The organism is Mixta sp. Marseille-Q2659, assembly GCF_940807255.1.
In the GTDB taxonomy this organism is placed as follows: Bacteria; Pseudomonadota; Gammaproteobacteria; order Enterobacterales; family Enterobacteriaceae; genus Mixta.
Map to the genome: position 1 here is coordinate 182,643 of NZ_CALNWY010000005.1, position 26,145 is coordinate 208,787.

The window sequence follows — 26,145 nt, forward strand, 5'->3', positions numbered from 1 at the left end:
ATGTCCGCTTCTGGCACATAACCGAGGTTCACTTCAGTAGAGAAGGTGCGGCGCTTTATGCGCCGCTGCCATCGATCGTTAACTTATCCTGCAAACTGCTACCCAGCCCGAACCAAATTCATCATCAGAACTGGAATTTCACGCCCAGCGTACCGCGTGTGTCGCTGTACTTGTGCTGGCCTATCCGCTGACCGACATCGGCCCATAGCGCCAGACGGCTGTTAATTTCTCCTTCGGCACCGATGCGCGCTTCCGCCAGATTCCGGCTGCCAATCATGGTGTTGTTTTCGCCGTTCATACGCACGCCAAATGCGCGGGTGTGATGAATCCAGTTAGCTTCAACGTAGGGTCGGAAGCTGTCCGCCATGCCTTTTTCCGGCTTGCCCTTCATCCAGGCACGCATACCCAGTTGTGTCATCACGTTGCCAGAACCGCTGCTGCTAACGTGCGTTCCCTGATCTTCTACCAGCGAATCCGCCTGCACATTCATCCATACCGCCTGTCCGCGCGGCTCCAGCCAGTAGCTGAATTTTTCCGTGGTGCCGATTGGGAGCGCATAGCCTGCTTCCAGCGAGGCGGTAACGCCGTCGGCGTGATATTTCTCCTCGCGCATCTGATGGCCGGATACCTCATTATGGAACCAGCTGTACTGAACCCAGCTGTCGACCCAGGCGCCGGTGCGCGTGGCTTCATCGGCAAACCAGGTGCCGTAGAGCCCGACACTGTAGCCATTTACCTGGCCGCGTGAGGTATAGCCAGTAACCTGAGAGCGCGATTTGTTGTGGTTATGGCCATAGCCTGCCATGACGCCAAGCCGTCCGCCGTCGCGCGCGTTACTGCTCCAGTGCGCCACGTCGCCGCCAAGCTGTAAGACATAGCTGTTGCTGCGGCTGATCAGCTGGCCGCCTGCCTCTTCGAAGCGGCTGTGCGAACCCGTATTGCGCATCCATAATGTGGTGGAGTGACGTTCGCCGGTCACATAATCGACATACTCATGTTCGCCCTGCCGATCATGCAGACGGGTCAGAAACAGCGTATTGGCCGCGGTTATGTTGGCGATATAGCTGCCGCTTTCCGGGCGATACACTTTGGTATAGTCATAGCGTCCAGAGTTATCGGTATTGCTGCCAGAGCCGTTGGAATTATCGGCATTACCGCTGTCGCCTGATTCGCCCGCATTACCGGCCTCGTTCGGCGTATCGCTATTACCGGAACCGTTTGATCCTCCCGTATTTCCGCTCTCGCCGGAACCGTTCGATCCGCCGGTGCTTCCGCTGCCGCCGGAACCATTCGGGTCGCTGTTGTTTCCGGCGTCAGGGTTATCAGCCGCAGGCGCTGATGCTGCGCCATCGCCTTCCACATCCGCCAGGCTGTTGCTCAAATACCAGTTTTTACCTTTTTGCACCAAAGCGTAGTCATACAGCCCAATGCCCAGGCGTCGATCCTGAGTAAATTGCCCGTCAGATGCGCCGCCCACGGTGATCAGTTCTATTCCCATATCGGTATGATCGCCGTGGCCATATATATGATTAAACTTCACCGTTGTGCTGCCGCTGGTATTGCCGGTCACCAACATCCGCTCGCTGGGCGAATCATCATCGCTGTTCAGCGTCACGTTCATTACCAGCGTACCGCCATTGCCGCTATAGTCACCGTTCACCGTCAGCGTTTTAAAGGCTGTCCCGGAATCGTTAAGGAAGTTAATGGTGCCGCCGTTGAGCTGCAAATTAGTCAGCGACGAGCTGCCGGTCATATCCCATACGCTGCTGGCGCCGTTCAACGCCAGGTTCGTCGTACCGCCGTTCAGTGTGGATAGAGTGCTATAGAGATAAGAATTATCAGCGGTGCGCAGATCGATGCTTCCGTTATCCGCCGTCACCGCACCCCACGCCTTAACCTGTTGATCGTTGAGCGCGATCTGGCTGCCGTCACGTGCATAAAATGCGGTTGCATTGTCCGCATTGCGCAGATCGCCTAAGGTCGTACTGCCGTTCAGATTAATGCTGCTGTTGCCTTCGGCGCCCACGTAAATCAGGGAGTCCGACAACGGTGAATCTTCGCTTACGGCGACATTAAGCTGGCCGTCGACCACAATGGTAGAAGCGACATCATCACGGCTATTTTTTGCCGTGACAAAACGATCGGTTTCACTAACGCTGGCGTCGCTATAGAGCGTTAGCCAGCTGTCGCTCAGCCGCACGTTTGCGCCGTCCGCAGCTACCACGCCATTAATGCCGTGCGTGTTGTTCTGGTCTCTGACCAACGTCAACGAGGCGCCGCCCTGCAAATCGATATTCGCCAGGCCTGAAGCAGAAGGGCCGCTGGCAGAGATGGCGGTCAGCGCGCCGTTGCCGGAAACGGAAAGATCGGTATAGCCGGTGGCGGTGATGCTGCCGCCAGCGGCGACCAGCCCCTGTACGTTAACGTCTTTGCTATTGCTGTTAACCACAACAGAGGCATCGCCCACGGCAATGTTCTGGCCGATGGCTTCAACGCCTTTTGCCTCGCCTGCGGCGATAACATTAACGCCCAGATCCTCAAGCTGAATATTAATACTCTGGCTGTTATTACAGTCGGCTGTTGTTCCGCAGTTAGCGGAGATACCGGTAGCGTTACCGGAGAAATTATTCAGGGTAACGCGCGTCACGCCTGCAAGATCGATAAGTTTATTTTCTGCGGATTCGGGCGATGAAATAGCGTTAATGCCATACATCTGGCCCATTGTCTGGCCGTAATTATTATCTGTCGCGTTAATACTAATATCGGTTCCGTGAATTAAACCGCTCGCTTCGGCCGTTAACAGATTCGCGCTATTTTCAGAAAGTACATGGCTTCCCTGGCCCAAATCAATGGTGCGACCATAGGCATGAACAATATATCCAGCCTGTTCCGGCGTAATATTACTGCTATCGATGTTTACGCTGCCATTAACCAGAATATTATCATTGCTGAATATAATTGTTGGCGCGGAGGAGGTGCCCGGTCGGCTATCCGCCAGAATGGCAGAAACTTTTTCGCCATCGGCAATTTCCACGTCAGCCGCGCAAATAGAAACCGGTAGCAGCGCCAGTGCAACCTGAACGGTAAGTTTTTTCCTGGAAGTACTTAAAACAGCCATAACTCGCATCCATAATTTTAATAATAATATCCGCTTCCTTGCCCGTTCATTTAATTAGCAGGCAAAGAGTATGATGTATGAATTGTCTTCTGATAGTTTCAGAACAGGGGCTATGTAAATAAACGAGTGAAACTAAATAATGGTTATCCTTCTGATACTTGTTAGAAATAGCTGGTTATTAAGCGGAGTCATCACAAACCCACTTAGTAAACCTTAGTTACTATATTGATAAAGGCAAATTTTCTCTTAAGATTTTTCTTAGTAAGGCGGGCGGCATCATTGTGAGGGCCGACGAACAGCTGCACAGAGCTTATGTGAATTCAGATTAAGTGTTTGAATATATTTTATTTAAAGGGGGTGTGTTGCTTAGCATCAAACGGACTGACAGCCTGAGGCGTGTTTAGCGATTTTTGCTGGTTAAGAAAGGTCTGTTGATCGTGATTAATATCCGCTCTGTCTGTTTGCTGTAAAAATATCCAATCACAACAAATCCGCTTGTTCAATAAGATGATCTCAGGCACCCGTTATGTCAGGTAAACGCATTCAGAGAGAAAAGCGCACCATTGAAAAAATGATCGCACTGTATAAAGCCGGTTGCCCACAGGCCGAACCTGAGCCGGAACGCTATCAGGCGTTATACCGTTATGCGGTTAAACGCCTTGACCGCTGCGCCTTCGGCGAAGAAAAGCCCGCCTGCAAACAGTGTCCGATTCATTGCTATCAGCCCGCGAAGCGCGAGGAGATGAAGCAAATCATGCGCTGGGCCGGGCCGAGGATGCTCTGGCACCATCCGGTACTGGCGATTCGCCATTTGATTGATGATAAGCGCCCGGTTCCGCCGATCCCGGAAAAATATCAGCCGAAGAAAAAGCCATAATCCTGCGCTGACGCGCTTAATAAGCGCTGCGGTTCTGCTTACACCGTTCCCCAGCCGGTTTGCTGTATCACCTGTGCGGCCAGCGCATCGACATCGGCGAAGCCTGCGCCGACCGGCCAGGTTATCAGCCGCGCCGGATATTGCCGCACCAGCTGTGGCAAACAGGCGTCGTGAAAGCGTTTCAGATCGAGAAAATAGTCGAGCGTATAGGCGGCTTCGCCTGCACGCCCGCGCGCCATACAGCTGGCAAAACAGGCGGCAGGATCGCGATCGAGATAAAGCACCACATCAATAGGCGGATAGTCGCTCAGGCAGGCTTTAATCTGATAGTAGTAATCCATATAGATAGCGTCGGGACGCTCGGTATGCAGAAAGTTGGTGTGGCAGAACACCACATCGCTGTAAAGCGAGCGCTCAATGAGATAATTCCCCTCCGGCAGATCCTTTAACAGCCGTTGCCGCATCAGCGTGATATAGAGCTGAAAGCGTATGCGGGCATTGGCGTCACCGGGGCGGCTGGTAAATTCCTGAAGCAGCGCTAAAAAATGCGGATCGGCGTCTACCGGCTCTACTAATACCTGCCACTGTTCTCCGGTCAGCGCCGAAATTTTCGCCGCCAGCGGCGCCATTAATGTACTTTTGCCAGCGGCGATATTGGCTTCAACTGCAATTATTTTCATTTACTTCCGCTCTGTAAGACTGGTCGTGACGACCGTTGAGGCCACGCTGGATTAGCGCTGCAAAAAACGATGCAGACTTAAGCGCCTGCGCAGGCTGTCAACGATGCTGTTGCGCAGCAGACGCTGTAAATAATAGCGTTCATTTCCGGCGATCATCGCTTCCACGCCGATTTCTGCCAGCAGCTCGCTCATCAGCTGAGCGTTTTCGCCACCCGCGCACTTTTCTACCTGTCGCTGTAAATCATCATACCAGGTCATATGAACCCCTTTAGCCGGTTGCCTGAGACGACGAACATCGCCGTCACTCCTTTTTTGCAAGCGGTATGCCAGAATTAAACTATTGAATAATAGGTATTTAAAAAAGCGGGACTGTCATTTTGAGGGCATCAGGTAAGGTCAAAATGACAGGGATTTGTCATATTGACAGGCTGGATGTCAGCAAAGCCAGCACGGTTAAGTTTGTTCAATGCCAACTGCTACACTCCAGAGCTAAATGTAGTGCGTCGTCTCATCACTTTTATTAAGGACACCACATTATGTCAGAGAACACTTATCAGCCGCCGAAGGTCTGGAAATGGGATCAACAGGGTGCGGGCAGCTGGTCGAAAACAAATCGTCCCATTGCCGGAGCGACGCACGAAGCGACGCTGCCGGTTGGCAAGCATCCGCTTCAGCTCTATTCCATGGGAACCCCGAACGGGCAGAAAGTCACTATTCTGCTGGAAGAACTGCTGGCGCTGGGCGAAAGCGGCGCGGAATATGATGCGCATCTGATTCGTATCGGCGAAGGCGATCAGTTCTCCAGCGGCTTTGTTGCCATTAACCCAAACTCCAAAATTCCGGCGCTGCTCGATCGTTCTGAAGATCCGGCGGTACGGGTGTTTGAATCAGGCAATATCCTGCTTTACCTGGCGGAAAAATTCGGCCATTTCCTGCCGCAGGATCGCGCTGCGCGCACGGAAACCCTGAACTGGCTGTTCTGGCTGCAGGGATCGGCGCCGTATCTGGGCGGCGGTTTAGGCCATTTTTATCACTACGCGCCGGAAAAAATCGAATACGCCATTGACCGCTTCGCTATGGAAGCCAAGCGTCAACTGGACGTGCTGGATCGCCAACTGGCCGAACATCGCTATATTGCCGGCGACGAATACGGCATTGCCGATATCGCTATCTGGCCGTGGTATGGCGTGCTGGTGCAGGGCGGGCTGTATGAGGCGGCGGAATTTTTGGATGTCGCGTCGTATAAAAACCTTCAGCGCTGGGCGCAGGAGATCGGCGAGCGTCCGGCGGTACAGCGCGGACGCATCGTTAACCGTACATGGGGCGATCGGCAGCTGGTCGAGCGTCACGATGCCGCTGACTTCGATAAACTGGCGTAAGCAGCGCGTTATCTCTCACCACGGCGGCAGGCTTGAAGCTTGCCGCCGTGGTTTTTTAATGTCCTGACGATAACATTCCCGTTCATTGTTGCGGTTAGCGGCTTCGGCAAAAACAGTTGGCATTATTAAAAAATAATAAATAGCGCATTGGCTAACCTGTTTATCTTTATCGGGTAACTTATTCTCATAAATTCATTCATGAAGTGACGGATAATACAGCGCGATTAATATGATGCGCGCAATCTGTTATTCACCCAGGAAATATTGCCAACGCTGAAACAGCTTATAACCGATCCAGTAACCAGGAACTCTTTAGATATGCTGATTTATTAGGGTGGGAATAAATAACGGTGCAAAGGTCATTAACAGGAATATTGCTTTTGAATAAATGTCCGTTGCCGTTAATTATTGTTTATATCAGGCGATTTTATTTTTATGTGAAAAGGCGCGCATTTTAATTTCTCAAAACAGGAGAGAGTGGATTGCGGAATTATTTTATTAGTCAGATAGATGACCTTTATTGAGGCGGACTATGAACGCAAAATTTCAACATATTATAAATAACCGGGCATTGTTTACCGCGCTGCGGCGCGATCTGCATCAGCATCCTGAAATCGGGCTGGAAGAGCGGCGCACCAGCGATATTGTCGCCGAAAAATTACAGAGCTGGGGCTATCAGGTGGATCGCGGCATGGCGAAAACCGGCGTCGTCGGCACGCTGAAAGTGGGCAACGGTAACAAAACGCTGGGGCTGCGGGCGGATATGGATGCGTTGCCGATGCAGGAGCAGGGCGACAAAGCCTGGCGCAGTACCATCAACGGCAAATTTCACGGCTGCGGACACGACGGCCATACGGCAACGCTGCTGTGTGCGGCGGAATATCTGGCGAAAACGCGAAACTTTAACGGAACGCTGCATCTGATCTTCCAGCCGGGCGAAGAGCTGCTGTATGGCGGCCGGCTGATGCTGGAGGATGGGCTGTTTCGACGCTTTCCCTGCGATGCGATTTACGCGCTGCACAACATGCCGGGCATCAAACAGGGCCACTTTCATTTTAAAACCGGCGCGATGATGGCCTCGTCCGATACGCTGCATATTGAGGTTATCGGCAAAGGCGGCCACGGCGCTTTTCCTGAAACCGCCATCGACGCCACGCTGGTGGCCTGCCATATCGTCGTCGCTCTGCAGACCATTGTGTCGCGTAACGTTTCGCCTTTTGCGCCCGCCGTGGTCACCGTCGGTAGCCTCTGTTCAGGCGAGGCACCGAACATCATCAACGAGCGCGCGCTACTGAAGCTGAGCGTACGCGCGCTGGATAACGATATTCGTCAGCAGTTACTGCAGCGTATCAGCGACATCGCCCGCGCCCAGGCGCAAAGCTTTGGTGCAGAGGTGAGGATTGACCATATCAACGGCAGTCCGGTGCTGGTGAACGATGCCGCCGCAACCGCCTTCGCCATTGAGGTTGCCCGCGAGCTGGTGAGCGAGGAGATGATCTGTACGGATACCGCGCCGGTGATGGGCAGCGAAGATTTCGCCTTTATGCTGGAGGAAAACCCGCACGGCAGCTATTTGTTCCTCGGTGCAGGCGATGAACCCGAACGGTGTCGGGTTCATCATCCCGGCTACGATTTTAATGATGCGTTAATCGTGCCAGGTGCAATATTTTTCAGCCAGCTTACCGAACGTTTTTTAAATTAATGCCGCCGCCGGTTGCGCTTTATTTCGCACGGCGAGTCGCCGGGCAAAAGAATAACCGGCTGGCTAACAGATGAAGGGAATCACAATGTCCACTACAGAAATTAATCATGCCGCGTCCGCTGAATTTCAGGGGAGCGGTCGCTTAATTCTCGGCATTATGGCTGGCGTGCTGACGTTCTGGCTGTTTGCGCAGTCGGTCGTCAATATCGTTCCGGCTATTCAACAGGATGTGGCTATTCCGCTGGGCTCGCTTAATTTAGCGATCAGCCTGACAGGATTATTCTCCGGCTGTTTTATTGTGGTAGCGGGCGGCCTGGCCGATCGCCTGGGGCGGGTAAAGTTCACCCAGCTTGGTTTTGCATTAAGTATCGCTGGCTGTCTGTGCCTGGTCATCGCGCAAAATAGCCTGCTGTTTGCCGTGGGACGTATTATCCAGGGGCTGTCCGCCGCCTGTATTATGCCTGCCACCTTAGCGCTGATAAAAACCTATTATCAGGATGCGGCGCGGCAGCGGGCGCTCAGCTATTGGTCGATCGGCTCCTGGGGCGGTTCCGGGCTTTGCTCGCTGGCGGGCGGGGCGATAGCGACCTGTTTCGGCTGGCGATGGGTATTTATTCTGTCGATTTGCTGCGCGATAGCGGGGCTGCTGCTGATACGCGGCACGCCGGAAAGCAAAGTCGCCGCCAGCACTACGCATCGCTTTGATTATGCTGGCCTGTTTACCTTTGTCATTATGCTGATCTGCCTGAACTGGGCCATCACTAAAGGTAACGCCTTTGGCTGGATGAGCAGCATCATCCTGATCCCCGGCGGGATATTCGTCCTGGCGGCGTTGCTCTTTTTTCGCGGCGCGCGGCGTAAACAGAGCGCCAGCTTTATCGATTTCGCGCTGTTTGAACAGCGGGCCTACAGCGGGGCGACACTTTCTAATTTTTTGCTGAATGCGGTGGCCGGGACGCTGATTGTCGCCAGCATCTATGTGCAGCAGGGACGCGGCTTTAGCGCCTTTCAGTCAGGTATGTTGACGCTTGGCTATCTGGTTGCGGTGCTGGCGATGATTCGGGTAGGGGAAAGGCTATTGCAGAAAGTCGGCGCGCGTAAACCGATGCTTTGGGGAACGTCAATGACCGGGAGTGGCGTGGCGTTAATGGCGTTAACGCAGCTCCCCGATCGGTTCTATCTGGCGGTGGTGTTTATTGGCTATATTCTGTTTGGGCTGGGCCTGGGCTTTTATGCCACGCCCTCTACCGATACCGCCATTTCCAGCGCGCCGGAAGATAAGGTCGGCGTGGCGTCCGGCATTTATAAAATGGCCAGTTCGCTGGGCGGCGCGTTCGGCATTGCGATTTCCGCTTCGGTCTATGCCGCAATGCTGCCGCTGGGCGCGGCCAGCGCCGCAACCGCAGGATTACTGGTGAACGCCGCTTTCTGCGTGCTGTCGTTTATTGCTATTGCGCTGCTTGTGCCGGGCCGGACTTAAGTTTCGCCGCCGCTGCCAGCCCGTCAATCCACTCCTGATGCGCGTTGAGCATCGGATTTGGTCGCGTGCGCGCCAGCTCCTGCGCCGGTTTGCCGTTCTGGGTTTCCTGCGTCAGGATGCGCACGCGGCCGCCGCTTAAATCTTCAAACAGCCAGGCGTGATGCACATCAAGGCGCTCATCGGCATTGCCTTCTACCCAGCCGTGCCAGGCGATGCGTGCAGGCTGCCCCGGCTGCGGCGGCACAAATTCCGTCACTTCCGCCTCAACCGCAAAACCAAAGGTAGTAAAGCGGAAACGTGCGCCCGCATTCAGCAGCGGGCCGCTGTTATCATGGAAACGGATGTCGCTGGCGTTGCTGTAATAGCGCGGCCAGGCGCGGGTATCGATTAGCTGTGCCCATACGTCGGCGGCGCTCAGATTGGCTACGGTAATTTCGTTAGAAACCGCGTTGTCCGTGGTGCCCGGCAGATAGCCTTCCGGCCAGATAATATCGCTCATCGTCTTTTCCTCGATTTATTGCAGGGAAGCAGAACGCTTAACAGCGTCTGACTCGACAAGCGCTATAGTGCGTGGCAGGCTGTTATAAATCTAATCACGATTATTTATTCCACTCATCATGTCTGGTGATATCAGAAAACTCGATTTAAACCTGCTGAAGGCGTTTGCCGCACTGCTGGAAACCTGTAGCGTAACGCGCGCGGCGGAAACCCTGGCGCTGACGCAACCTGCGGTCAGCAGCATGCTGGCCCGCCTGCGGGAAAATTTTGACGATCCGCTGTTTGTGCGCAGTCAGCGCGGCATGCTGCCCACGCCGCGCGCGCTGGCGCTGGCGCCGCAGCTGACCAGAGTGCTGAGCGATATTGAGGCGATGCTGCAACCGCAGGATTTCGATCCGGCCAGCAGCGAAATGCAGCTGACGATTGCCGCGACTGACTACGCGCTACGGGCGGTAGTCGTGCCGTTTCTGGCGCGTTTACGTCAGCTCGCGCCCGGCATTCGCGTTCGCGTCAGGCCGGTTGATGATGCACAGCTTTCGGCGCAGCTGGCACGTGGTGAAGTGGATCTGGCGCTGGTGACGCCGGAGAGTACGCCGTCTGAACTGCATGCGCGCGCGCTGTTTGATGAGCATTACCTCTGCTTAATGCGGCAGGATCATCCGGCGGCAATGGAAGGCGCGCTGACATTAAGCGCGTTTTGCGCGCTGGATCAGGCGCTGGTGTCTTATCAGGGCGAAGATTTTAACGGTGTGACCGACCGGGCGCTGGCGCAGCTGGGCCTGAAGCGAAAAGTGACCTTATCGGTAACCAGCTTTTTAATTTTGCCGGAGATCCTGCGCGTCAGCGATTTGGTGGCGGTGGTGCCAGCCAGACTGAGCGCGCAGCTTGAGGGCTTAACGACGCGCACGCCGCCGCTGACGATTCCAGGGTTTACCAAAAGCGTAGCCTGGCATGAACGTACTCATCGGGCGATCGCCCATCGCTGGTTACGTCAGCAGTTGTTTACTCTGTTTGCCGATCAGGATGGGCAAGCATAAAGCGGCGTGCTGACTGCTGAGGGCGGCAGCTACCCTTTATGCGTAGTTATATCGGCTGCCGACTGCCGTGATGCTTTTCCGTATGAAACCCTTTCCAATGTGATCCTCATCACGAAAACAGGCGATCTCAGCGAAGCCTGTCTAAACTTATCTTTACCTTTCTCAGTTTTAACCAAGTAAAGCGCTTTAAATTCAGTGGGTAACACCTGCACAAATTATTACAAAACCGATAACAGGGAGCGATATGACCGATTATCCATCCGACCAGCATCCCGCTGATCAAACAGAAACCAAAGAGTCCGTCAGACAGCGCATCTTTATTGTGGTGCTGGTAGCCACCATGGGCGCGCTCGCTTACGGCTACGATACCGGCATCATTTCCGGCGCGTTGCCGTTTATGTCCAGCGCGCCTTCACAAGGCGGCCTGGGGCTCAACTCTTTCACTGAAGGGCTGGTCGCTTCATCGCTAATTTTCGGCGCGGCGCTGGGTTCTTTCCTTAGCGGATTTGTTTCCGATCGCTTTGGCCGCCGCATGACTTTGCGCAGTCTGGCACTGCTGTTTGTTGCCGGCGCGCTGGGCACTGCCGTTGCGCCTTCGGTTACCAGCATGGTGATTATGCGCTTTATCTTAGGCGTGGCGGTGGGCGGCGGCTCCTCAACGGTGCCGGTGTTTATCGCTGAAATCGCCGGACCGAAACGGCGCGCGTCGCTGGTCAGCCGCAATGAACTGATGATCGTTGTCGGTCAGCTTACCGCCTATATCATCAGTACCGTGATGAGCTATGCGCTGCACGATCCGCATATCTGGCGCTATATGTTGGCGCTGGCGATGGTGCCGGGCATCCTGCTGTTTATCGGTACCTTTTTCGTACCGGCTTCGCCGCACTGGCTGGTATCGGAAGGGCGCTTTAGCGAAGCGTTAAAAGTGCTGAAAAAGCTGCGCGAGACGCCGCGCGAGGTGCGCAAAGAGATGGCGGATATGCGCAAGCAGGAGAAGCTGGCGCGAAAAGGGCCATCGGTAAAAGAGCTGCTGAAAGAGCGTTGGGTGATCCGCCTGCTGTTAACCGGCTGCGGACTGGGCTTTGTACTGCAGTTTACCGGCGTTAACGCCTTTATGTATTACACGCCGATTATCCTGAAAACCACCGGCCTGGGCACCAACGCATCTATCGCCGCCACCATTGGTAACGGCGTGGTTTCGGTCATTGCGGTGCTGGTTGGCATCTGGGCGGTCAGCCGCTTCAGCCGTCGCCGCATGTTGATGACCGGTCTGAGCGTGGTGATTTTAGCGCAGGTTGCGCTGGGCCTGACGCTGACGCTGCTGCCGCAAAACCTGTTGCAGAGCTACCTGGCGTTAGCCAGCATTCTGGTTTTCCTGTTCTTTATGCAGATGTGCATTTCGCCGGTTTACTGGCTGCTGATGTCAGAGCTGTTCCCGATGAAAATTCGTGGTGCGCTGGCTGGCACCGCCGTGTCGTTTCAGTGGATCTGTAATGCCATCGTCGCCTTTGCTTTCCCGCTGACGCTGAGCCTGATCGGTAATCAAACCTTCTTTATCTTTGTGCTACTGAATATCGGCTCATTTGTCTTTGTTTACTTCCTGCTGCCGGAGACGCGCGGCAAGAGCCTGGAAGAGATCGAAAATATGATGCGTAGCAAATACGGCGAAGTTTAAAACGCGCGAGCAGGCTATTATCGGGCCTCTTTGGGGTTCGATAGCCAGCAACATTTCTGTTCTGGTTATTATTCAGAGCCGGTCGCTGACCGGCTTTGCCATATTCACACTTCCTGAATGCAAGGGGTTTACATGTCAGGTTTATTTACACCGTTTTCTTTGAAAGACGTGACGCTGCGTAATCGCATTGCGGTGCCGCCGATGTGTCAGTACACCGCAACTGACGGCCTGAGCAACGACTGGCACAGCGTTCACTACAGCGGCCTGGCGCGCGGCGGCGCTGGCCTGGTTATCGTTGAAGCTACGGCGGTTGCGCCGGAAGGCCGCATCACCCCAGGCTGCCTCGGCATCTGGAACGACGAGCAGGCGGAAAAGCTGGCGCAGATCGCCCGTGATATTAAAGCGGCAGGCGCCGTGCCGGGTATTCAGATTGCACACGCCGGACGCAAAGCGAGCGCAAACCGTCCGTGGGAAGGCGACGATCATATCGCTGCTGACGATGGCCGCGGCTGGGAAACCATCGCGCCATCCGCGATCGCCTTTGGCGCAAACCTGCCGCAGGTGCCGAAAGCGATGACGCTGGACGATATTGCACGCGTGCGTGAAGATTTCGCCACCGCCGCCCGTCGCGCCCGCGATGCCGGTTTCGAATGGCTGGAGCTGCACTTCGCCCACGGCTATCTGGCGCAGAGCTTCTTCTCTGTACAGGCGAACCAGCGTCAGGATCAGTACGGCGGCGATCTGGCTGGCCGTAGCCGCTTTATGCTGGAAACGCTGGAAGCTGTCCGCCATGTCTGGCCGGAAAACCTGCCGCTGACCGCGCGTTTTGGCGTGATTGAGTATGACGGTCGCGATGAGCAGACGCTGGAAGAATCGATTGAAGTTACGCGTCAGATGCGCGCTGGCGGTCTGGATCTGCTGAGCGTCAGCGTCGGCTTCTCCACGCCGGACGCCAATATTCCGTGGGGCCCGGCTTTCCTGGCGCCGATCGCTGAACATGTGCGTCGTGAAGCCAATATTCCGGTCGCTTCCGCCTGGGGCATCGATGCGCCTGCGATTGCCAACCGCACCGTAGAACAGCAGCAGCTGGATCTGGTGATGGTCGGTCGCGCGCACCTGGCGAATCCGCACTGGCCTTACCAGGCAGCGCTGGCGCTGAAAGAAGATAAAGCCGCCTGGGTGCTGCCTGCGCCTTACGCTCACTGGCTGGAACGCTATCGCGTTAGCGAATAACGTTAGCTGCCTCCGGCGGACGCCGGAGGCATTTTCCCTCTCCGTTTTCCCTCTGCTGACAGCAATTTTTATCCCTTCCTGCGTGCCGCTTTATTTAACCGGCGTAGCTGATTTGCCCGCCACAGAATAGGTCACCTGCTGATTACGCGTTTGCTGGAACTCGCTCAGGCTGACGCCGCGCATCGCCGCATAAATGTGCAGGTTGGAAACGCCGGTCACCGCGCCCAGTTTCTCCAGCAGGAAAAAGCTGGCGCCATACTGGATCAGCCCGCGCCAGTCGAGCTGGGTTAACAGCTTTTGCTCCTCGTCAGTCAGCTGCGCCTCATCAAACAGCGCCTGCGGCTGCGTCAGAAAACGTTCGCGTCGGGCAGGCTGGATCAGCTGATGCAGGAAGTGGTTCAGACGTATCGCTTTCAGGCTGCGCTCCTGCGTGAAAGGGTAGGTGCCGGGCAGCTTTTCAATGCCCGCCAGCTCGCGCTGCATTTTATCGCGATGGCGTTGCATCGTATCCAGCGGCAGCGTACCCGCTTTGTTCTCCAGAATCAGCGTGGCGATGCCGGTCATCGACGGCAGATAGTAAGCCTGATGCACCTTTTCCACATTGGCCGACAGCGCGCCGCGCATCACCAGCCACATGATAATTTCTGCGCCTTCCACGCCGCCCAGCTCTGCATATTCCGCAATGGTCATCTCGGTTAAACGCTCCGGGTCGTTGACGATCAGATCGACAAACTGCGCATCCCATTCGGTATTGTTAAAGCCGCAGCGCTCGCCGTGTACCTGATGCGACAGGCCGCCGGTGGCAATAATCGCTACGTTAATGTCCTGCGGGTAGCTTTCAATGGCGCGCCGTAACGCCTGGCCCAGCTTATAGCAGCGTTTGGCGCTGGGAACAGGGAACTGCAAAACGCCAATTTGCAGCGGAACCACAGGCGCGGGCCAGCCGTTTTCATGGGGCATCAGCGCGGAAAGCGGCGAGAAGAGGCCGTGATCCAGCGGCTTATTCATAAAAAACGACATATCAAACTCATCCGACATCAGACTAGCCCCGATATGGCGCGACAGCGCCGCATCGCCTTTAACCGGCGGCAGATCGCGCGGGCCGCCGCCTTCATCGGCGACTGCATATTCGTTATCGATGCCCAGCACGAAACTGGAATAGTGATCGAAGAAAAAGGAGGTGACGTGGTCGTTGAAGATATAGACCAGCGCGTCCGGCTTCTTCTCCTCCAGCCAGCGCTGCATCGGCTCGAAACCGGTGAAAATAGGCTGCCACGCCGCCTCTTCCTGCTTGTTATGATCGACCGCGAAACCGATAGTTGGCGTGTGTGAAACCGCCAGACCGCCGATAATTTTTGCCATGACAGGTACTCCCGTTATCGGTTATTTAAGGTTTGAGAAAGCTCCGGGACATCAGACAGCGTCGCCCCTTTTATTTTCATGGGTGGATTCACTTTTCTGTGCATCATGATGGCGAACGCGGCCAACAGCGCCGGCAACGCCAGAATCAGGAAAATCGCCAGCTGGCCGGGGAAGGCCATTAACAGCACGCCGCCAATGGAGGAGCTAAGGATGGCCCCGCTGCGGCCGATGCCGTGCATCCAGCTGACGCCGGTGGCGCGGATTTCTGTGGGATACCAGGCAGGAGTAAGCACCTGCAAACCATTTTGCGCACCGTTAATGCACATGCCGATAATGAAGACGATGATGCCCAGCGATACGCCGGTGAAGCCTGCCAGCCCCTGAAACAGCAGACAGAGGCTGCCCAGCAGATAGGTCAGGCCGATCACCAGGCGCGGGTTCAGCTTATCCATCATCATGCCGACGATAATGCCGCCGAGCGGGCCGCCAAGCTGGAACAGACCGGCGGTAATGGCCGCCTGCTCCAGCGAGATGCCGCCAGATCGCATAATGGTCGGCAGCCAGCCGTTCAGCAGGTAGATCACAAACAGGCCCATAAAATAGGTTACCCACAGAATAAGGGTGCCGCGGGCAAAGCCATTGCGAAACAGCTGCGAAACCGGGTTCTTTTTATTGACCACCGGCGAGTTAATCACAAAGGTGGTTTCCGCCGTAAAGTTGCCGCCGATGCGGTTCATCGCCTGCGCGATTTTTTCGCGCGATATTCTGCGTACCACCATATTGGGGATCGATTCCGGCAGCGCATAGATCAGCAGCGGCAGCAGCAGTAGCGGCGCCACACCGCCAAACAGGATCACCGCCTGCCAGTTAGCGTGCGCCAGCAAACCGGCGGCGATAAAGCCGCCCAGCCCGGATCCGATATTAAAGCCGCTGAACATCAGCGTAATCATTAAACCTTTACGGCGCTCCGGCATATATTCCGCAATCAGCGTGACGCAGTTGGGCATGACGGCGCCAAGGCCCAGGCCTGCGATAAAGCGCAGCAGCGCCATTTCGGTCGGAGTACGGGCAAAGATGCAGAGCAGGCTGAAGGCGGCAAAAAAGAATACCGACATCAGAATAACGCGCTTGCGGCCGATGCGATCGGCGATCGGCCCGGCAATCAGCGCGCCAATCGCCACGCCAAACATCGCTGCGCCAAGAATCGGCCCCATTACGGAACGGGTAATGTGCCACTCTTCGATTAACGCCGGTGCGATAAAGCCCATGACCGCGGCGTCGTAGCCATCAAACATAATAATCGTCAGGCACAGCAGCAAAATCTTCCACTGCTGCGCGGAAACGGGCCGTTGGTCGATCCACGCTTTTACGTCGGTTATATTGCGATGGTTCATAGGGTACGCTCTCATTTATCTGCCCTCAGGGGCTTTTTATGTGCCAGAACGTCAGGTGAACTGCGTTGTCTGTAAGCGGAAAAGCTAAAAGCGTTAAAGAGGGCTGTCTGCCAAAAAAACGTTTTAGAGGTATGAGTTTTGTTTATTTTGTGAGAGGCATAACAAAGGGAAAGGCGGTAATTTTCAAATAAATTACAGTTATATCAATGGGATTATGATGATCTCTTTATTTTGCATCAGAAAAATATTTGATGGCCGATGGCTGATGGCTGATGGCTGATGGCTGATGGCTGATGGCCTGACGCCAGTGTCGTCAGGCCTGGTGGCTTACTCCGCTGACTGCTCGGCGGCCACCTCGCGCAGGCAATGCATCAACGCAGCGGTGGCCGGTGAATGCAGCGCGCCGTGGCGGAACGTCAGGCCAATATCGCGCCGCGTGGTCGGCAGCGCCAGCGGCAGGGCGATCAACAGCCCCGCTTTAACTTCATACTCAAGCTGGTGGGAAGAGACCGCCGCCAGCATATCGGAATGCAGCAGCAGTCCGCGCACCATCGCCAGATCGCCGGTTTCCACTACCGGCTGCGGCGCGGCGATGCCGAGCGCCAGGAAAGCGTGCTGCAACAAATAGCGCGCGGGCGTCGCCGGACGCGGCAGAATCCATTGCGTTGCGCTTAAATCCTGTGGCGTAATGGCGCGCTGGGTTAACGGATGACCGGGCCGCGCCAGCAGCACCAGTTCCTCGCTGAACAGGGCTTCATTCACCATATCCGCCACTTCTGTTTCCTGCCGCAGCGCGCCAACAATCAGATCGATATCGCCGGAGCGCAGGCGGACACCAGCGTGCTGAAGTCGCTCTCATTGGTTATCACCTGCACGCCGGGATGGCGCGCGATTAATTTCACCACCGCCTCTGGCAACAGACGCGTACGGCTGAGCGGCAGCGCGCCAATCTGGATGCTGCCCACCAGCATCCCCTGACGCGCGGCAATATCTTCCGGGATGCGGCGTAACTCATTCAGCGCCCGGCTGATATTTACCGCCATCTCTCTGGCGACCGCTACCGGCATCATACCTTTCGGCGTCCGTTGAAACAGCGCCTGTCCGGCGCCTTTTTCCAGCACCTTCAGCGCCGCGCTGACCGCAGGCTGGCTGATGCCCGCCTGGCTGGCGACCGTTTGCGTGTGGTGCAAATGGCAGAGCGCGAGAAAAAGCTGAAGGCGGCGTCCGTTATAGAGCCAGAGCGGTTCGCTGTTCTCGCGCTGGTTGCTTTCGCGCTGGCGCTGTTTCGCCAGCATCGCCGGGATGGTATTGAGTTCGGCCATCGCCCGCTGGGCACGCGGCAAAACCGCCTTGCCGAAGTCGGTTAGCAGCATGCCGCTGGCGTGCCGTTCGAATAACGAGACCGCTAAAGTTTGCTCCAGATCGCGTACCGCGCGCGTGATGGCCGACTGGGTACGAAATAATTCTTCCGCAGCCTTTGAAACCGTACCGTGGCTGGCAATCATGCAAAATGCTCTTATCTGCATGATATTTAATAATTCTTTTTCATTGCCTTTGCGCATTGCGTTCTTCCATCCGGGCGGGAGCGATTTCACAACATAAATAAAATACATAGCTGCTGCAAATAAACTGATTACCCGTCGCCGCTGGCCGCGTGACAGGATGAAAAAAACAGCAACGGCAAAGGTAAAGACCATGAGTGATAAAACGACGCAGAAAAGCGCGCTGGTAGTTAGCGCCCACTCGGCTGATTTCGTCTGGCGCGCGGGCGGCGCCATTGCGCTGCACGGCGAGCGCGGCTACCAGATGCATATCGTTTGCCTTTCGTTTGGCGAAAGAGGCGAATCGGCGAAGCTGTGGCGCAAAGGCGAAATGACCGAAGAGAAAGTAAAAGCGGTGCGCCGTGAAGAGGCGACGGCAGCGGCGGAGATCCTCGGTGCAACTATCGAGTTTTTCGATCTGGGCGACTATCCGCTGCGCTGTGATAAAGAAACCCTGTTCCGCCTGGCGGACGTTTATCGCCGCGTTCAACCCCATTTCGTTTTAACTCATTCGCTGCAGGATCCCTATAACTACGACCATCCGCAGGCCACCCATCTGGCGCAGGAAGCGCGCATTATTGCGCAGGCGGAAGGCTATCGTCCGGGCGAGAAAATCGTTGGCGCGCCGCCGGTTTACTGCTTTGAACCGCATCAGCCGGAGCAGTGCAACTGGAAGCCGGATGTGCTGCTGGATATCACCGCTGTCTGGCAGAAAAAATATCGCGCCATTCAGTGTATGCAGGGGCAGGAACATCTCTGGGAATATTACACCCGCGTGGCGCTGCAGCGCGGCGTGCAGGCGCAGCGCAATATCGGCATTACCGCCGACAAAAAGATTACCCACGGCGAAGACTATCAAAGCATCTTCCCGCGCGTGACGGAAGATTTGTCATGAGTCTGGTTGGCAAAAAGGGCGTGGTGATACGCCAGATCCCGCGTGCTGAGCGCCGGGTCGTTGAGCAGTTCGCCCAGTATGGCGTGGCGACAGTACATGAAGCGCATCAGCGCCAGGGTTTGCTGGACGCAGTCATCAGACCTATTCAGCAGGGGAAGGCGGTCTCCGGCAGCGCAGTGACGGTGCTGGTGACGCCGGGCGATAACTGGATGTTCCACGTGGCCGTTGAGCAGTGCCAGCCGGGCGATATTTTGCTGGTTGCGCCAACTTCGCCATGCAGCGACGGCTTCTTTGGCGATCTGCTGGCGACCTCGCTTCAGGCGCGCGGCGTGGTGGCGCTGGTGGGCGATATTGGCATTCGCGACAGCCAGACGTTGCGTGACATGGGCTTTCCGGTCTGGTCGCGCGTGGTCTGTGCGCAGGGCACGGTGAAAGAGACGCTGGGATCGGTGAACGTGCCGGTGGTTTGCGCCGGACAGCTGGTCAATCCCGGCGACGTGGTGGTGGCGGACGATGACGGCGTAGTGATTGTGCCGCGCGAGCAGGCGGTGACGGTGCTGGATAAGGCGCAGCAGCGCGTGGCGCTGGAAGAGACGAAGCGGGCGCGGCTGGCGGCGGGCGAGCTGGGCCTGGATATTTATCAGATGCGTGCCCGGCTGGCGGAAAAGGGCCTGCGCTATTACGACTGCGCGGACGACGTCGCGGAATAAACTGGCGCCCGCGCCGGGTGAAGGAGCAAGCAATGAGACAGCATTTTATTCCCTGTTTATTAATGCGCGGCGGCACCTCGAAAGCCGCCTGCTTCCTGGCGGAAGATCTGCCGTCCGATCCGGCGCTGCGCGATCGTCTGCTGCTGGCGGTTATGGGATCGCCCGACGCGCGCCAGATCGACGGGATCGGCGGCGGCGATCCGCTAACCAGTAAGGTGGCGATCGTGCGTCGATCCCGGCATCCGCAGGCGGATGTGGATTATCTGTTTGCCCAGGTTAACGTGGACAAGGCGCGGGTCGATTACGGACAAAACTGCGGCAATATTCTGGCGGCGGTCGGCCCTTTTGCCATCGAGCGCGGGCTGGTGACGCCGACCGGTGATAAAACTCAGGTGCGTATCTGGATGGAAAACACCGGTCAGCTGGCGGTGGCGGAGGTGCAGACGCCGGATGGCGATGTGAACTATGAAGGTGAGCTGCATATCGACGGCGTGCCGGGGACGGCGGCGGAGATCGTGCTGAATTTCCAGAATATTGCCGGTTCCAGCTGCGGCGCGCTGCTTCCTACCGGCAATACGCGCGATCGCTTTGACGGTATCGACGTGACCTGTATCGATAACGGCATGCCGGTGGTGCTGGTGCGCGCCGCCGATTTGCAGCGCAGCGGTTATGAAAGCCGCGAGGTGCTGGATAACGACAGCGAACTGAAGCAGCGGTTGGAGTCGATCCGTTTGCAGGCCGGGCCGAAGATGAATCTGGGCGATGTAAGCGCCCGCACCGTGCCAAAAATGACGCTGGTTGCCGCGCCGCGCGCTGGCGGCACCATCAGCAGCCGCACCTTTATTCCGCATCGCTGTCACGCGTCGATCGGCGTGCTGGGCGCGGTCAGCGTGGCGACCGCCTGCCTGAGCGAGGGCAGCGTCACCGCCGGACTGGCACAGGTCAGCGAGGCGCCGCAACAGCGTATTCAGGTTGAGCATCCGCAGGGTGAATTTAGCGTGCTGCTGACGCGTGATAGCGACGGCAACATTACCAACAGCGGCCTGCTGCGTACCGCGCGCCTGCTGTTCGACGGTCGCGTGGCGGTGCCCGCTACGCTGTTCAGTGAGGGGAAACAATGACGACGGTAGCCATTATTGGTTTCGGTGAGGCGGGAACCATCTTTGCCAGCGATCTGGCTGATAAGGTGCAGGTAAACGTCTGGGATCTGAAATTTGTCGGCCCGGAGCGCGATGCGATGCTGGCGAAGGCGGAGCAGGCGGGCGTGACACCGGCGGCGTCTTTGGCGGCGGCGATCGCCGATGCACAGCTGATCTTTTCGCTGGTAACCGCCGATAGCGCGCTGACGCTGGCGCAGGAAGCGGCGCCGCTTTTAACCCAGCGCCAGACGTTTCTCGATTTTAATTCGGTAGCGCCGGAAACCAAGCGCAGCGCGGAGCGGGCCGTTACGCAGCGGCAGGGCAACTACCTGGATGTGGCGGTGATGGCGCCAGTGCCACCGGCGCGGCTGCGTACGCCGCTGCTGCTGGGCGGGAAAGAGGCGGAGCGCGTCGCCGCGCAACTGCGGCTTTGGGGCTGTCATGCGCAGGCGCTCAGCGATCGCGTCGGTGACGTTTCGGCGATTAAGATGTGTCGCAGCGTAATGATCAAAGGGCTGGAAGCGCTGACCACCGAGTGTCTGACCGCCGCGCGACGCTATGGCGTTGAGGAGGCGGTGCTGGATTCGCTGCACGCCAGTTTTCCCTCGCTCGGCTGGCACGGCGAGCTGGCGGATTACCTGATCAGTCGCGTGGCGCAGCATGGCCGTCGGCGCTCGGAGGAGATGCGCGAAGTGGTGAAAATGCTACAGGATGTCGCCCTGTCCGGCACCATGAGCCAGGCGATCGCGGAAAGCCAGCTGGCGCTGGTAGAACAGATGGCGCAAAAGCAGATTGACTATCAAATGCTGCTGCCGTTTAGCTGGCAGCAGACGGTGGATAAGCTGGCCTGAACAGGCCAGCGGATAGCGCGCGTTAGCTGCGTTCGATCTTTTTCGCGGCGTCGTCCAGCACGTCGATAATGGCATGCAGCGACTGCTGCGAGATCTGCTCGTCGGCCAGGCGCGTATTCAGCGCCATGCGCATATTATGAATGGCGCGCTGTACTTCCGGCAGGCCGCGGTTGTTGGCCAGCACCGCCAGCGATTGCAGGCGACCGGTGACGCGCGCCAGCGGTTCCTGCTGCTGTGCCAGGAATGCTTTGCCTGCATCGGTAATAAAATGGTTTTTCTTATTGCCTTCGCCCGTTTCCGCGCTGACGTGCCCCATCTCTTCCATCAGCGTCAGGTTAGGGTAAATCAGGCTCGGACTGGGCGCGTATTCGCCACGCGACAGCTCCTCAATCGCCCGGATAATTTCATAGCCGTGCGCCGGACGCGAATCGAGAATGCTCAGGATCAGCAGGCGGGTTTCCGTGGCGTCCAGCAGACGCTCTTTACGTTTTTTATGGGCAAAAAAGCCGGAATGTTTTTTCTCTTTCATCATTTTATTTCACATTGCCTGGTTAAAAAATTCCCGGTCCGTGAGACCGGGAATAAGCGGTTATTTACGATGCCAGTAGGCGACGCCGCGCAGATAGTTTTCATTGATTCCGCGCTGTTCGGTCAGGTAGTCGATTAAGGTTTTAACCCGATCGCCTTCGCCGGTTAGCCACAGGAAATAGCCCTGCTGCGGGATCGCCAGCTCTGCCAGCGCGCTCAGCGCGGCATCAACATCGCCAGCGGGCAGGAAGTGGCAGGTTACGTTCGCCAGCGAGGGCAGATAGGCTCTCGTCTGGGCTTCATCCGCCATGATCATCACATGGATCTCCGCATCGATCTGCGCCGCGGCGATTTCCGCCAGGCGGCGGCCTAACGCCGGCAGGCTGGACTCATCACACAGGTAGAGCTGGAAAGCATATTCCAGCGGCATACAGAACGAGCCGCGCGGGCCGCCGATCACCAGCGGATCGCCCGGCTGCGCCTTTTCGGCCCAGCCGCTGGCGAGGCCGCCCGGATGAATAAAGAAATCGAGCGTTAATGTATTGGCTGCCGCGTCATAGGCCAGCGGCGTGTAGTCACGCGACTGCGGACGTTTGCCTTCCGGCCACACCACGCCCTGATCGCCCACTGCTGGCAGTACCAGTTCGCCATTTTCCGCATCGGGGAAAAAGAGCTTTATATGATCGTCAAAGCTGTGGGAGGTAAAGCCCTGCAGATCGTCGCCGGTTAAGCAAATGCGCCAGAAGCTGCCGATTTGCGTTTTGCTCTGAACACGTAGCTGACGCAGTCTCAGCTGATTTTTTCTGCGCGAGGGAAGGGGCCAGGCCTGGACAGGTGTTTCTGCGCTCATCGTTATCGTCTCTTCGGTAAGGGTGAGCAGAAACATATCTAAGATATATCTTTAGTGCAAGCGGCTTTTCGATCCCTTTTGGTAACAGTTAACTATTTTCGGCACTTTTTTGCGCGAAACGCATTACTTTTACTACGCTTTTTCAGGATAGCGATACGGCGGCAAACCCATTGTGGCCGGTCATTCCATATCCTTCAGGAGCCTGCTAATGAACCCGAACGCGACCAGACGCAACTCTGCGCTTGCTGTGGCGCTGTATGAATTTCTTAATCCTGTTCCGCTGGGATTTTTTGTCGCCGCCTGGATTTTCGACATTATTTATCTGAAAAGTTACAACCCCATGTGGACGAAAAGCGCCAGCTGGCTGATTGCGTTTGGGCTGATTATCGCCATTATTCCGCGGCTGATTAATCTGGTGCAGACCTGGGTCGGCGTCTCCTGGCCGCAAACCTCGCCGGTAAAGATTCACTTTTGGGCTAACCTGCTGGCGATCGTGCTGGCGATATTCAACGCCTTTGTCCACAGCCGCGACGCTTATGCCGTGGTGCCTGCGGGCGTTATTCTTTCGACTCTGGTGGTGGCGCTGCTTTGCCTGGCCAATATTCAGCTGGCCCTGCGCCTGCGTACCGCACAAGGAGCGGCCCGATGAATAAACTCTTATTGCTCGCCGTTTCTTCCGCGCTGCTGCTGAGCGGCTGTGATGAGCAGGCTTCTGTCGATCCCAGCCAGCAGGTTGGGCCGAATCCGGTGTTGCCGAAGGCGCAGGATTTTTTGTTGCCGCCGATGCAGGTGCCGAAAGGCGTTCCCTGGCAAGCGGGCGAGAAGCCAAAAGTCGCTGACGGTCTGCAAATCACCAAAGTGGCGGACGGCCTGATGCATCCGCGCCAGGTTTATGTGCTGCCTAATAATGATGTGCTGGTGGTGGAAGCCAACAGCCCCGCCGGCAAGCCGGTTACCATGCCCAAACAGCTGATTATGGGCATGGTGCAGAAATCCTCCGGCAAGGGCGGGAAAGGCGGCAATCGCATTACGCTGCTGCGTAATCCCAGCGGCGATGGCGTGACCTGGGAGAAATATATCTTCCTTGAAAATCTGCACTCGCCGTTCGGCGTGCAGCTGGTGGGCGATACGCTCTATGTGGCGAATGCGGACAATATTATGCGCTATCGCTATGAGAGCGGTTCCACGCGTATTACCGATCCCGGCACGGAAGTGAGCGATTTGCCGGGCGGCCCGCTTAACCATCACTGGACAAAATCGCTGCTGGCCAGCCCGGACGGCAGCAAACTGTATGTCGGCGTCGGCTCCAACAGCAATACGATGGAAAACGGCCTCGGCGCCGAGTATCGCCGCGCGGCGGTGCTGGAAGTGGATACCGCCACCGGCGGCAGCCGCATTTACGCCAGCGGGCTGCGTAATCCCACCGGCCTACAGTGGGAACCGCAAACCGGCAAACTGTGGGCGATCGTGAATGAACGCGATGAGATCGGTGCCGATCTGGTGCCAGATTATCTGACCTCAGTGCAGGAAGGCGGCTTTTACGGCTGGCCCTATAGCTATTTCGGCGATCATATCGATCATCGCGTGATGCCGCAGCGCCCGGATCTGGTGAAAAAGGCGATCAAACCTGATTATGCGCTGAGTTCGCACGTTGCGCCGCTGGGACTGCTGTTCTATACCGGCAGCAATCTGCCGGAAAAATATCGCGGCGGCGCCTTAATCAGCGAGCATGGCAGTTGGGATCGCTCGCCGCTCAACGGCTATCGCGTGTCGTTTGTCGCGTTCCAGAATGGTCAGCCGGTCGGTAAGCCGGAACCTTTTGTGACTGGCTTTTTAAGCGACGATCAGAAAGAAGTGCGCGGCCTGCCGGTTGGGTTAGCGATGGATAAGCAGGGCGGCGTATTGATTGCGGATGACGCAGGCAATACCGTCTGGCGCGTGAGCGCGGCGCAGTAATCTATGTTCCCGGAGCGCTGCGGCGCTCCGGGAAAGCGTTACGCGTTCAGGAAAGGATAATCGGTATAACCGCGCTCGAACGGCGGCTCCATACGATAGATGGTATCGTTGTTCAGCGCGTTCAGCGGCGCCTGTCGGGTAAAGCGCGCCACCAAATCGGGATTAGCGATAAACAGCTTGCCGAAGCTGACAGCGTCGGCACTGCCTTCGGCAATCAGCTTTTCCGCCTCTTCTTGAGTAATGCCCTCGTTAGCGATAAACGCGCCGCTGAATTTTTCACGCACCAGCGGGCCAATAGGCTCCGCCTGAGTCAGCGCTTCGCGCGCAAAAATAAAGGCCAGCTGGCGCGCATTGAGCTGTTCCGCCACATAGCCAAATAGCGCCCGCGGATTAGAATCTGACATGGAATAGGCGTTGGACATCAGGTTCAGATGCACGCCGACGCGATCCGCAGACCAGACCGTTAGCAGGCTATCCACAATTTCCAGCAGAAAACGGGCGCGGTTTTCGATGGAACCGCCGTACTGATCGCTGCGTTTATTGGAGCCATCATGCAGGAATTGATCGATTAAATAGCCGTTGGCGGCGTGAATGTCGATGCCGTCAAAGCCTGCCCGTTTAGCGTTTTCCCCCGCCTGGCGGAAATCTTCCACAATGCCGGCGATTTCGCTGGTTTCCAGCGCGCGCGGCGTAACGTAAGGGCGCTGCGGACGCACCAGCGTAACGTGTCCTTCCGGCGCAATGGCGCTGGGCGCGACCGGAAGTTCGCCGTTCAGGTGGATGGGATCGGAAACGCGGCCCACATGCCACAGCTGTACTACAATTTTGCCGCCTGCCTCATGCACCGCATCGGTGATTTTGCGCCAGCCGGCAATTTGTTCCTCACTCCAGATGCCCGGCGTGTTGGGATAGCCAACGCCCTGCGGAGAGACCGAAGTTGCTTCGGTGACGATCAGCCCGGCGCTGGCGCGCTGCACGTAATGTTTCAGCATGATTTCATTCGGCGTGCGCGCGTCAACCGCGCGCATACGCGTCAGAGGCGCCATCACGATACGATTTTTTAATTCCAGCGCGCCGATTTTTACCGGTTGGTACAGACTTGCCATAGCGTTCTCATCCATTCAGTGAAGGTCAGACTTCAGAAAATTCATCATGCGCAGGGGGCGGCGCAGCGTCAATGCGTGCAGGCAGTAGAGATGTGTACGCAGCATATTCTGTTAAAGCGCGCTCCGTATATGAC

22 protein-coding genes and 1 pseudogene are annotated in these 26,145 nt (G+C 56.6%); 13 read left to right on the forward strand and 10 right to left on the reverse strand.

Annotated elements, in window-relative coordinates; all coding sequences use genetic code 11:
• Nucleotides 1–124: 124 nt before the first annotated feature.
• Nucleotides 125–3,118: an autotransporter outer membrane beta-barrel domain-containing protein gene (locus tag P3C52_RS06065; RefSeq protein ID WP_275554274.1), complete on the reverse strand. Its 2,994-nt coding sequence runs from the start codon at nt 3,116–3,118 to the stop codon at nt 125–127.
• A gap of 526 nt (nt 3,119–3,644) precedes the next feature.
• On the opposite strand from P3C52_RS06065, the gene P3C52_RS06070 reads away from it, so the two are divergent.
• Nucleotides 3,645–3,995: a nitrous oxide-stimulated promoter family protein gene (locus P3C52_RS06070; RefSeq protein WP_275554275.1), complete on the forward strand. Its 351-nt coding sequence runs from the start codon at nt 3,645–3,647 to the stop codon at nt 3,993–3,995.
• Nucleotides 3,996–4,033: 38 nt separating this feature from the next.
• Here P3C52_RS06070 and P3C52_RS06075 read toward each other — a convergent pair whose 3' ends face one another.
• Nucleotides 4,034–4,675: a deoxynucleoside kinase gene (locus tag P3C52_RS06075; RefSeq protein ID WP_275554276.1), complete on the reverse strand. Its 642-nt coding sequence runs from the start codon at nt 4,673–4,675 to the stop codon at nt 4,034–4,036.
• Nucleotides 4,676–4,726: 51 nt separating this feature from the next.
• Nucleotides 4,727–4,933 (reverse strand): hypothetical protein, encoded by a 207-nt coding sequence (locus tag P3C52_RS06080; RefSeq protein ID WP_275554277.1) that lies wholly within the window; start codon nt 4,931–4,933, stop codon nt 4,727–4,729.
• Between the two features lie 278 nt (nt 4,934–5,211).
• On the opposite strand from P3C52_RS06080, the gene yghU reads away from it, so the two are divergent.
• The 3 genes from yghU to P3C52_RS06095 all read left to right on the forward strand — a co-directional run bounded on the left by yghU (nt 5,212) and on the right by P3C52_RS06095 (nt 9,236).
• Nucleotides 5,212–6,054 carry a glutathione-dependent disulfide-bond oxidoreductase gene (gene yghU, locus P3C52_RS06085; RefSeq protein WP_275554278.1) on the forward strand — a complete coding sequence of 281 codons (843 nt, stop codon included), beginning with the start codon at nt 5,212–5,214 and terminating at the stop codon, nt 6,052–6,054.
• A gap of 532 nt (nt 6,055–6,586) precedes the next feature.
• Nucleotides 6,587–7,756: a M20 aminoacylase family protein gene (locus tag P3C52_RS06090; RefSeq protein ID WP_275554279.1), complete on the forward strand. Its 1,170-nt coding sequence runs from the start codon at nt 6,587–6,589 to the stop codon at nt 7,754–7,756.
• 85 nt (nt 7,757–7,841) lie between these two features.
• Nucleotides 7,842–9,236, forward strand: coding sequence for an MFS transporter (locus P3C52_RS06095; RefSeq protein WP_275554280.1), 1,395 nt, complete (start codon nt 7,842–7,844; stop codon nt 9,234–9,236).
• Here the strand turns inward: P3C52_RS06095 and P3C52_RS06100 are convergent.
• Complete coding sequence (locus P3C52_RS06100) at nt 9,205–9,735, reverse strand: SRPBCC domain-containing protein (protein ID WP_275554281.1); 531 nt, start codon at nt 9,733–9,735, stop codon at nt 9,205–9,207. The two genes, P3C52_RS06095 and P3C52_RS06100, sit on opposite strands and share 32 nt — an antisense overlap.
• Before the next feature lie 118 nt (nt 9,736–9,853).
• Here P3C52_RS06100 and P3C52_RS06105 point away from each other — a divergent pair, with 118 nt between their 5' ends.
• From P3C52_RS06105 to P3C52_RS06115, 3 genes are all read left to right on the forward strand, one after another.
• Nucleotides 9,854–10,771, forward strand: a complete 918-nt coding sequence (locus P3C52_RS06105) for a LysR family transcriptional regulator (RefSeq protein ID WP_275554282.1) — start codon at nt 9,854–9,856, stop codon at nt 10,769–10,771.
• 244 nt (nt 10,772–11,015) lie between these two features.
• Entirely contained in the window at nt 11,016–12,446 is a 1,431-nt protein-coding gene (locus tag P3C52_RS06110) for a sugar porter family MFS transporter (protein ID WP_275554283.1), read from the forward strand.
• A gap of 132 nt (nt 12,447–12,578) precedes the next feature.
• Entirely contained in the window at nt 12,579–13,679 is a 1,101-nt protein-coding gene (locus P3C52_RS06115; protein WP_275554284.1) for an NADH:flavin oxidoreductase/NADH oxidase, read from the forward strand.
• 90 nt (nt 13,680–13,769) lie between these two features.
• On the opposite strand, the gene P3C52_RS06120 is transcribed toward P3C52_RS06115, so the two are convergent.
• The 3 genes and pseudogenes from P3C52_RS06120 to P3C52_RS06130 all read right to left on the reverse strand — a co-directional run bounded on the left by P3C52_RS06120 (nt 13,770) and on the right by P3C52_RS06130 (nt 17,997).
• Nucleotides 13,770–15,041 (reverse strand): gallate dioxygenase, encoded by a 1,272-nt coding sequence (locus P3C52_RS06120; RefSeq protein WP_275554285.1) that lies wholly within the window; start codon nt 15,039–15,041, stop codon nt 13,770–13,772.
• Between the two features lie 14 nt (nt 15,042–15,055).
• A complete protein-coding gene (locus P3C52_RS06125) occupies nt 15,056–16,435 on the reverse strand; it encodes an aromatic acid/H+ symport family MFS transporter (protein WP_275554286.1) in 1,380 nt (459 codons plus the stop codon).
• A 327-nt stretch (nt 16,436–16,762) separates the two neighbouring features.
• Nucleotides 16,763–17,997, reverse strand: a pseudogene (locus P3C52_RS06130) (LysR substrate-binding domain-containing protein).
• A gap of 133 nt (nt 17,998–18,130) precedes the next feature.
• Here P3C52_RS06130 and galB point away from each other — a divergent pair.
• Genes galB through P3C52_RS06150 form a run of 4 tightly spaced genes read left to right on the forward strand, consistent with a single transcriptional unit; the run spans nt 18,131 to nt 21,571 of the window.
• Nucleotides 18,131–18,871 (forward strand): 4-oxalmesaconate hydratase, encoded by a 741-nt coding sequence (gene galB / locus P3C52_RS06135; protein ID WP_275554287.1) that lies wholly within the window; start codon nt 18,131–18,133, stop codon nt 18,869–18,871.
• Nucleotides 18,868–19,581, forward strand: a complete 714-nt coding sequence (locus P3C52_RS06140) for a 4-carboxy-4-hydroxy-2-oxoadipate aldolase/oxaloacetate decarboxylase (RefSeq protein ID WP_275554288.1) — start codon at nt 18,868–18,870, stop codon at nt 19,579–19,581. Before galB ends, P3C52_RS06140 begins: the two co-directional genes overlap by 4 nt.
• A gap of 32 nt (nt 19,582–19,613) precedes the next feature.
• Nucleotides 19,614–20,702 (forward strand): 4-oxalomesaconate tautomerase, encoded by a 1,089-nt coding sequence (locus P3C52_RS06145; RefSeq protein ID WP_275554289.1) that lies wholly within the window; start codon nt 19,614–19,616, stop codon nt 20,700–20,702.
• A complete protein-coding gene (locus tag P3C52_RS06150) occupies nt 20,699–21,571 on the forward strand; it encodes a DUF1932 domain-containing protein (RefSeq protein WP_275554290.1) in 873 nt (290 codons plus the stop codon). The genes P3C52_RS06145 and P3C52_RS06150 overlap by 4 nt, the downstream gene beginning before the upstream one ends.
• Nucleotides 21,572–21,593: 22 nt before the next feature.
• Here P3C52_RS06150 and P3C52_RS06155 read toward each other — a convergent pair whose 3' ends face one another.
• Both P3C52_RS06155 and P3C52_RS06160 read right to left on the reverse strand, forming a co-directional pair.
• Nucleotides 21,594–22,103: a PadR family transcriptional regulator gene (locus P3C52_RS06155; protein WP_275554291.1), complete on the reverse strand. Its 510-nt coding sequence runs from the start codon at nt 22,101–22,103 to the stop codon at nt 21,594–21,596.
• A gap of 57 nt (nt 22,104–22,160) precedes the next feature.
• On the reverse strand, nt 22,161–22,949 hold the full coding sequence (locus P3C52_RS06160) for a siderophore-interacting protein (protein WP_275554306.1): 789 nt from the start codon (nt 22,947–22,949) through the stop codon (nt 22,161–22,163).
• 208 nt (nt 22,950–23,157) lie between these two features.
• On the opposite strand from P3C52_RS06160, the gene P3C52_RS06165 reads away from it, so the two are divergent.
• On the forward strand, nt 23,158–23,598 hold the full coding sequence (locus P3C52_RS06165; RefSeq protein WP_275554292.1) for a DUF2231 domain-containing protein: 441 nt from the start codon (nt 23,158–23,160) through the stop codon (nt 23,596–23,598).
• Complete coding sequence (locus P3C52_RS06170) at nt 23,595–24,905, forward strand: sorbosone dehydrogenase family protein (protein ID WP_275554293.1); 1,311 nt, start codon at nt 23,595–23,597, stop codon at nt 24,903–24,905. Before P3C52_RS06165 ends, P3C52_RS06170 begins: the two co-directional genes overlap by 4 nt.
• 38 nt (nt 24,906–24,943) lie before the next feature.
• On the opposite strand, the gene P3C52_RS06175 is transcribed toward P3C52_RS06170, so the two are convergent.
• Nucleotides 24,944–26,011, reverse strand: coding sequence for an alkene reductase (locus tag P3C52_RS06175; protein ID WP_275554294.1), 1,068 nt, complete (start codon nt 26,009–26,011; stop codon nt 24,944–24,946).
• Nucleotides 26,012–26,145 lie beyond the last annotated feature (134 nt).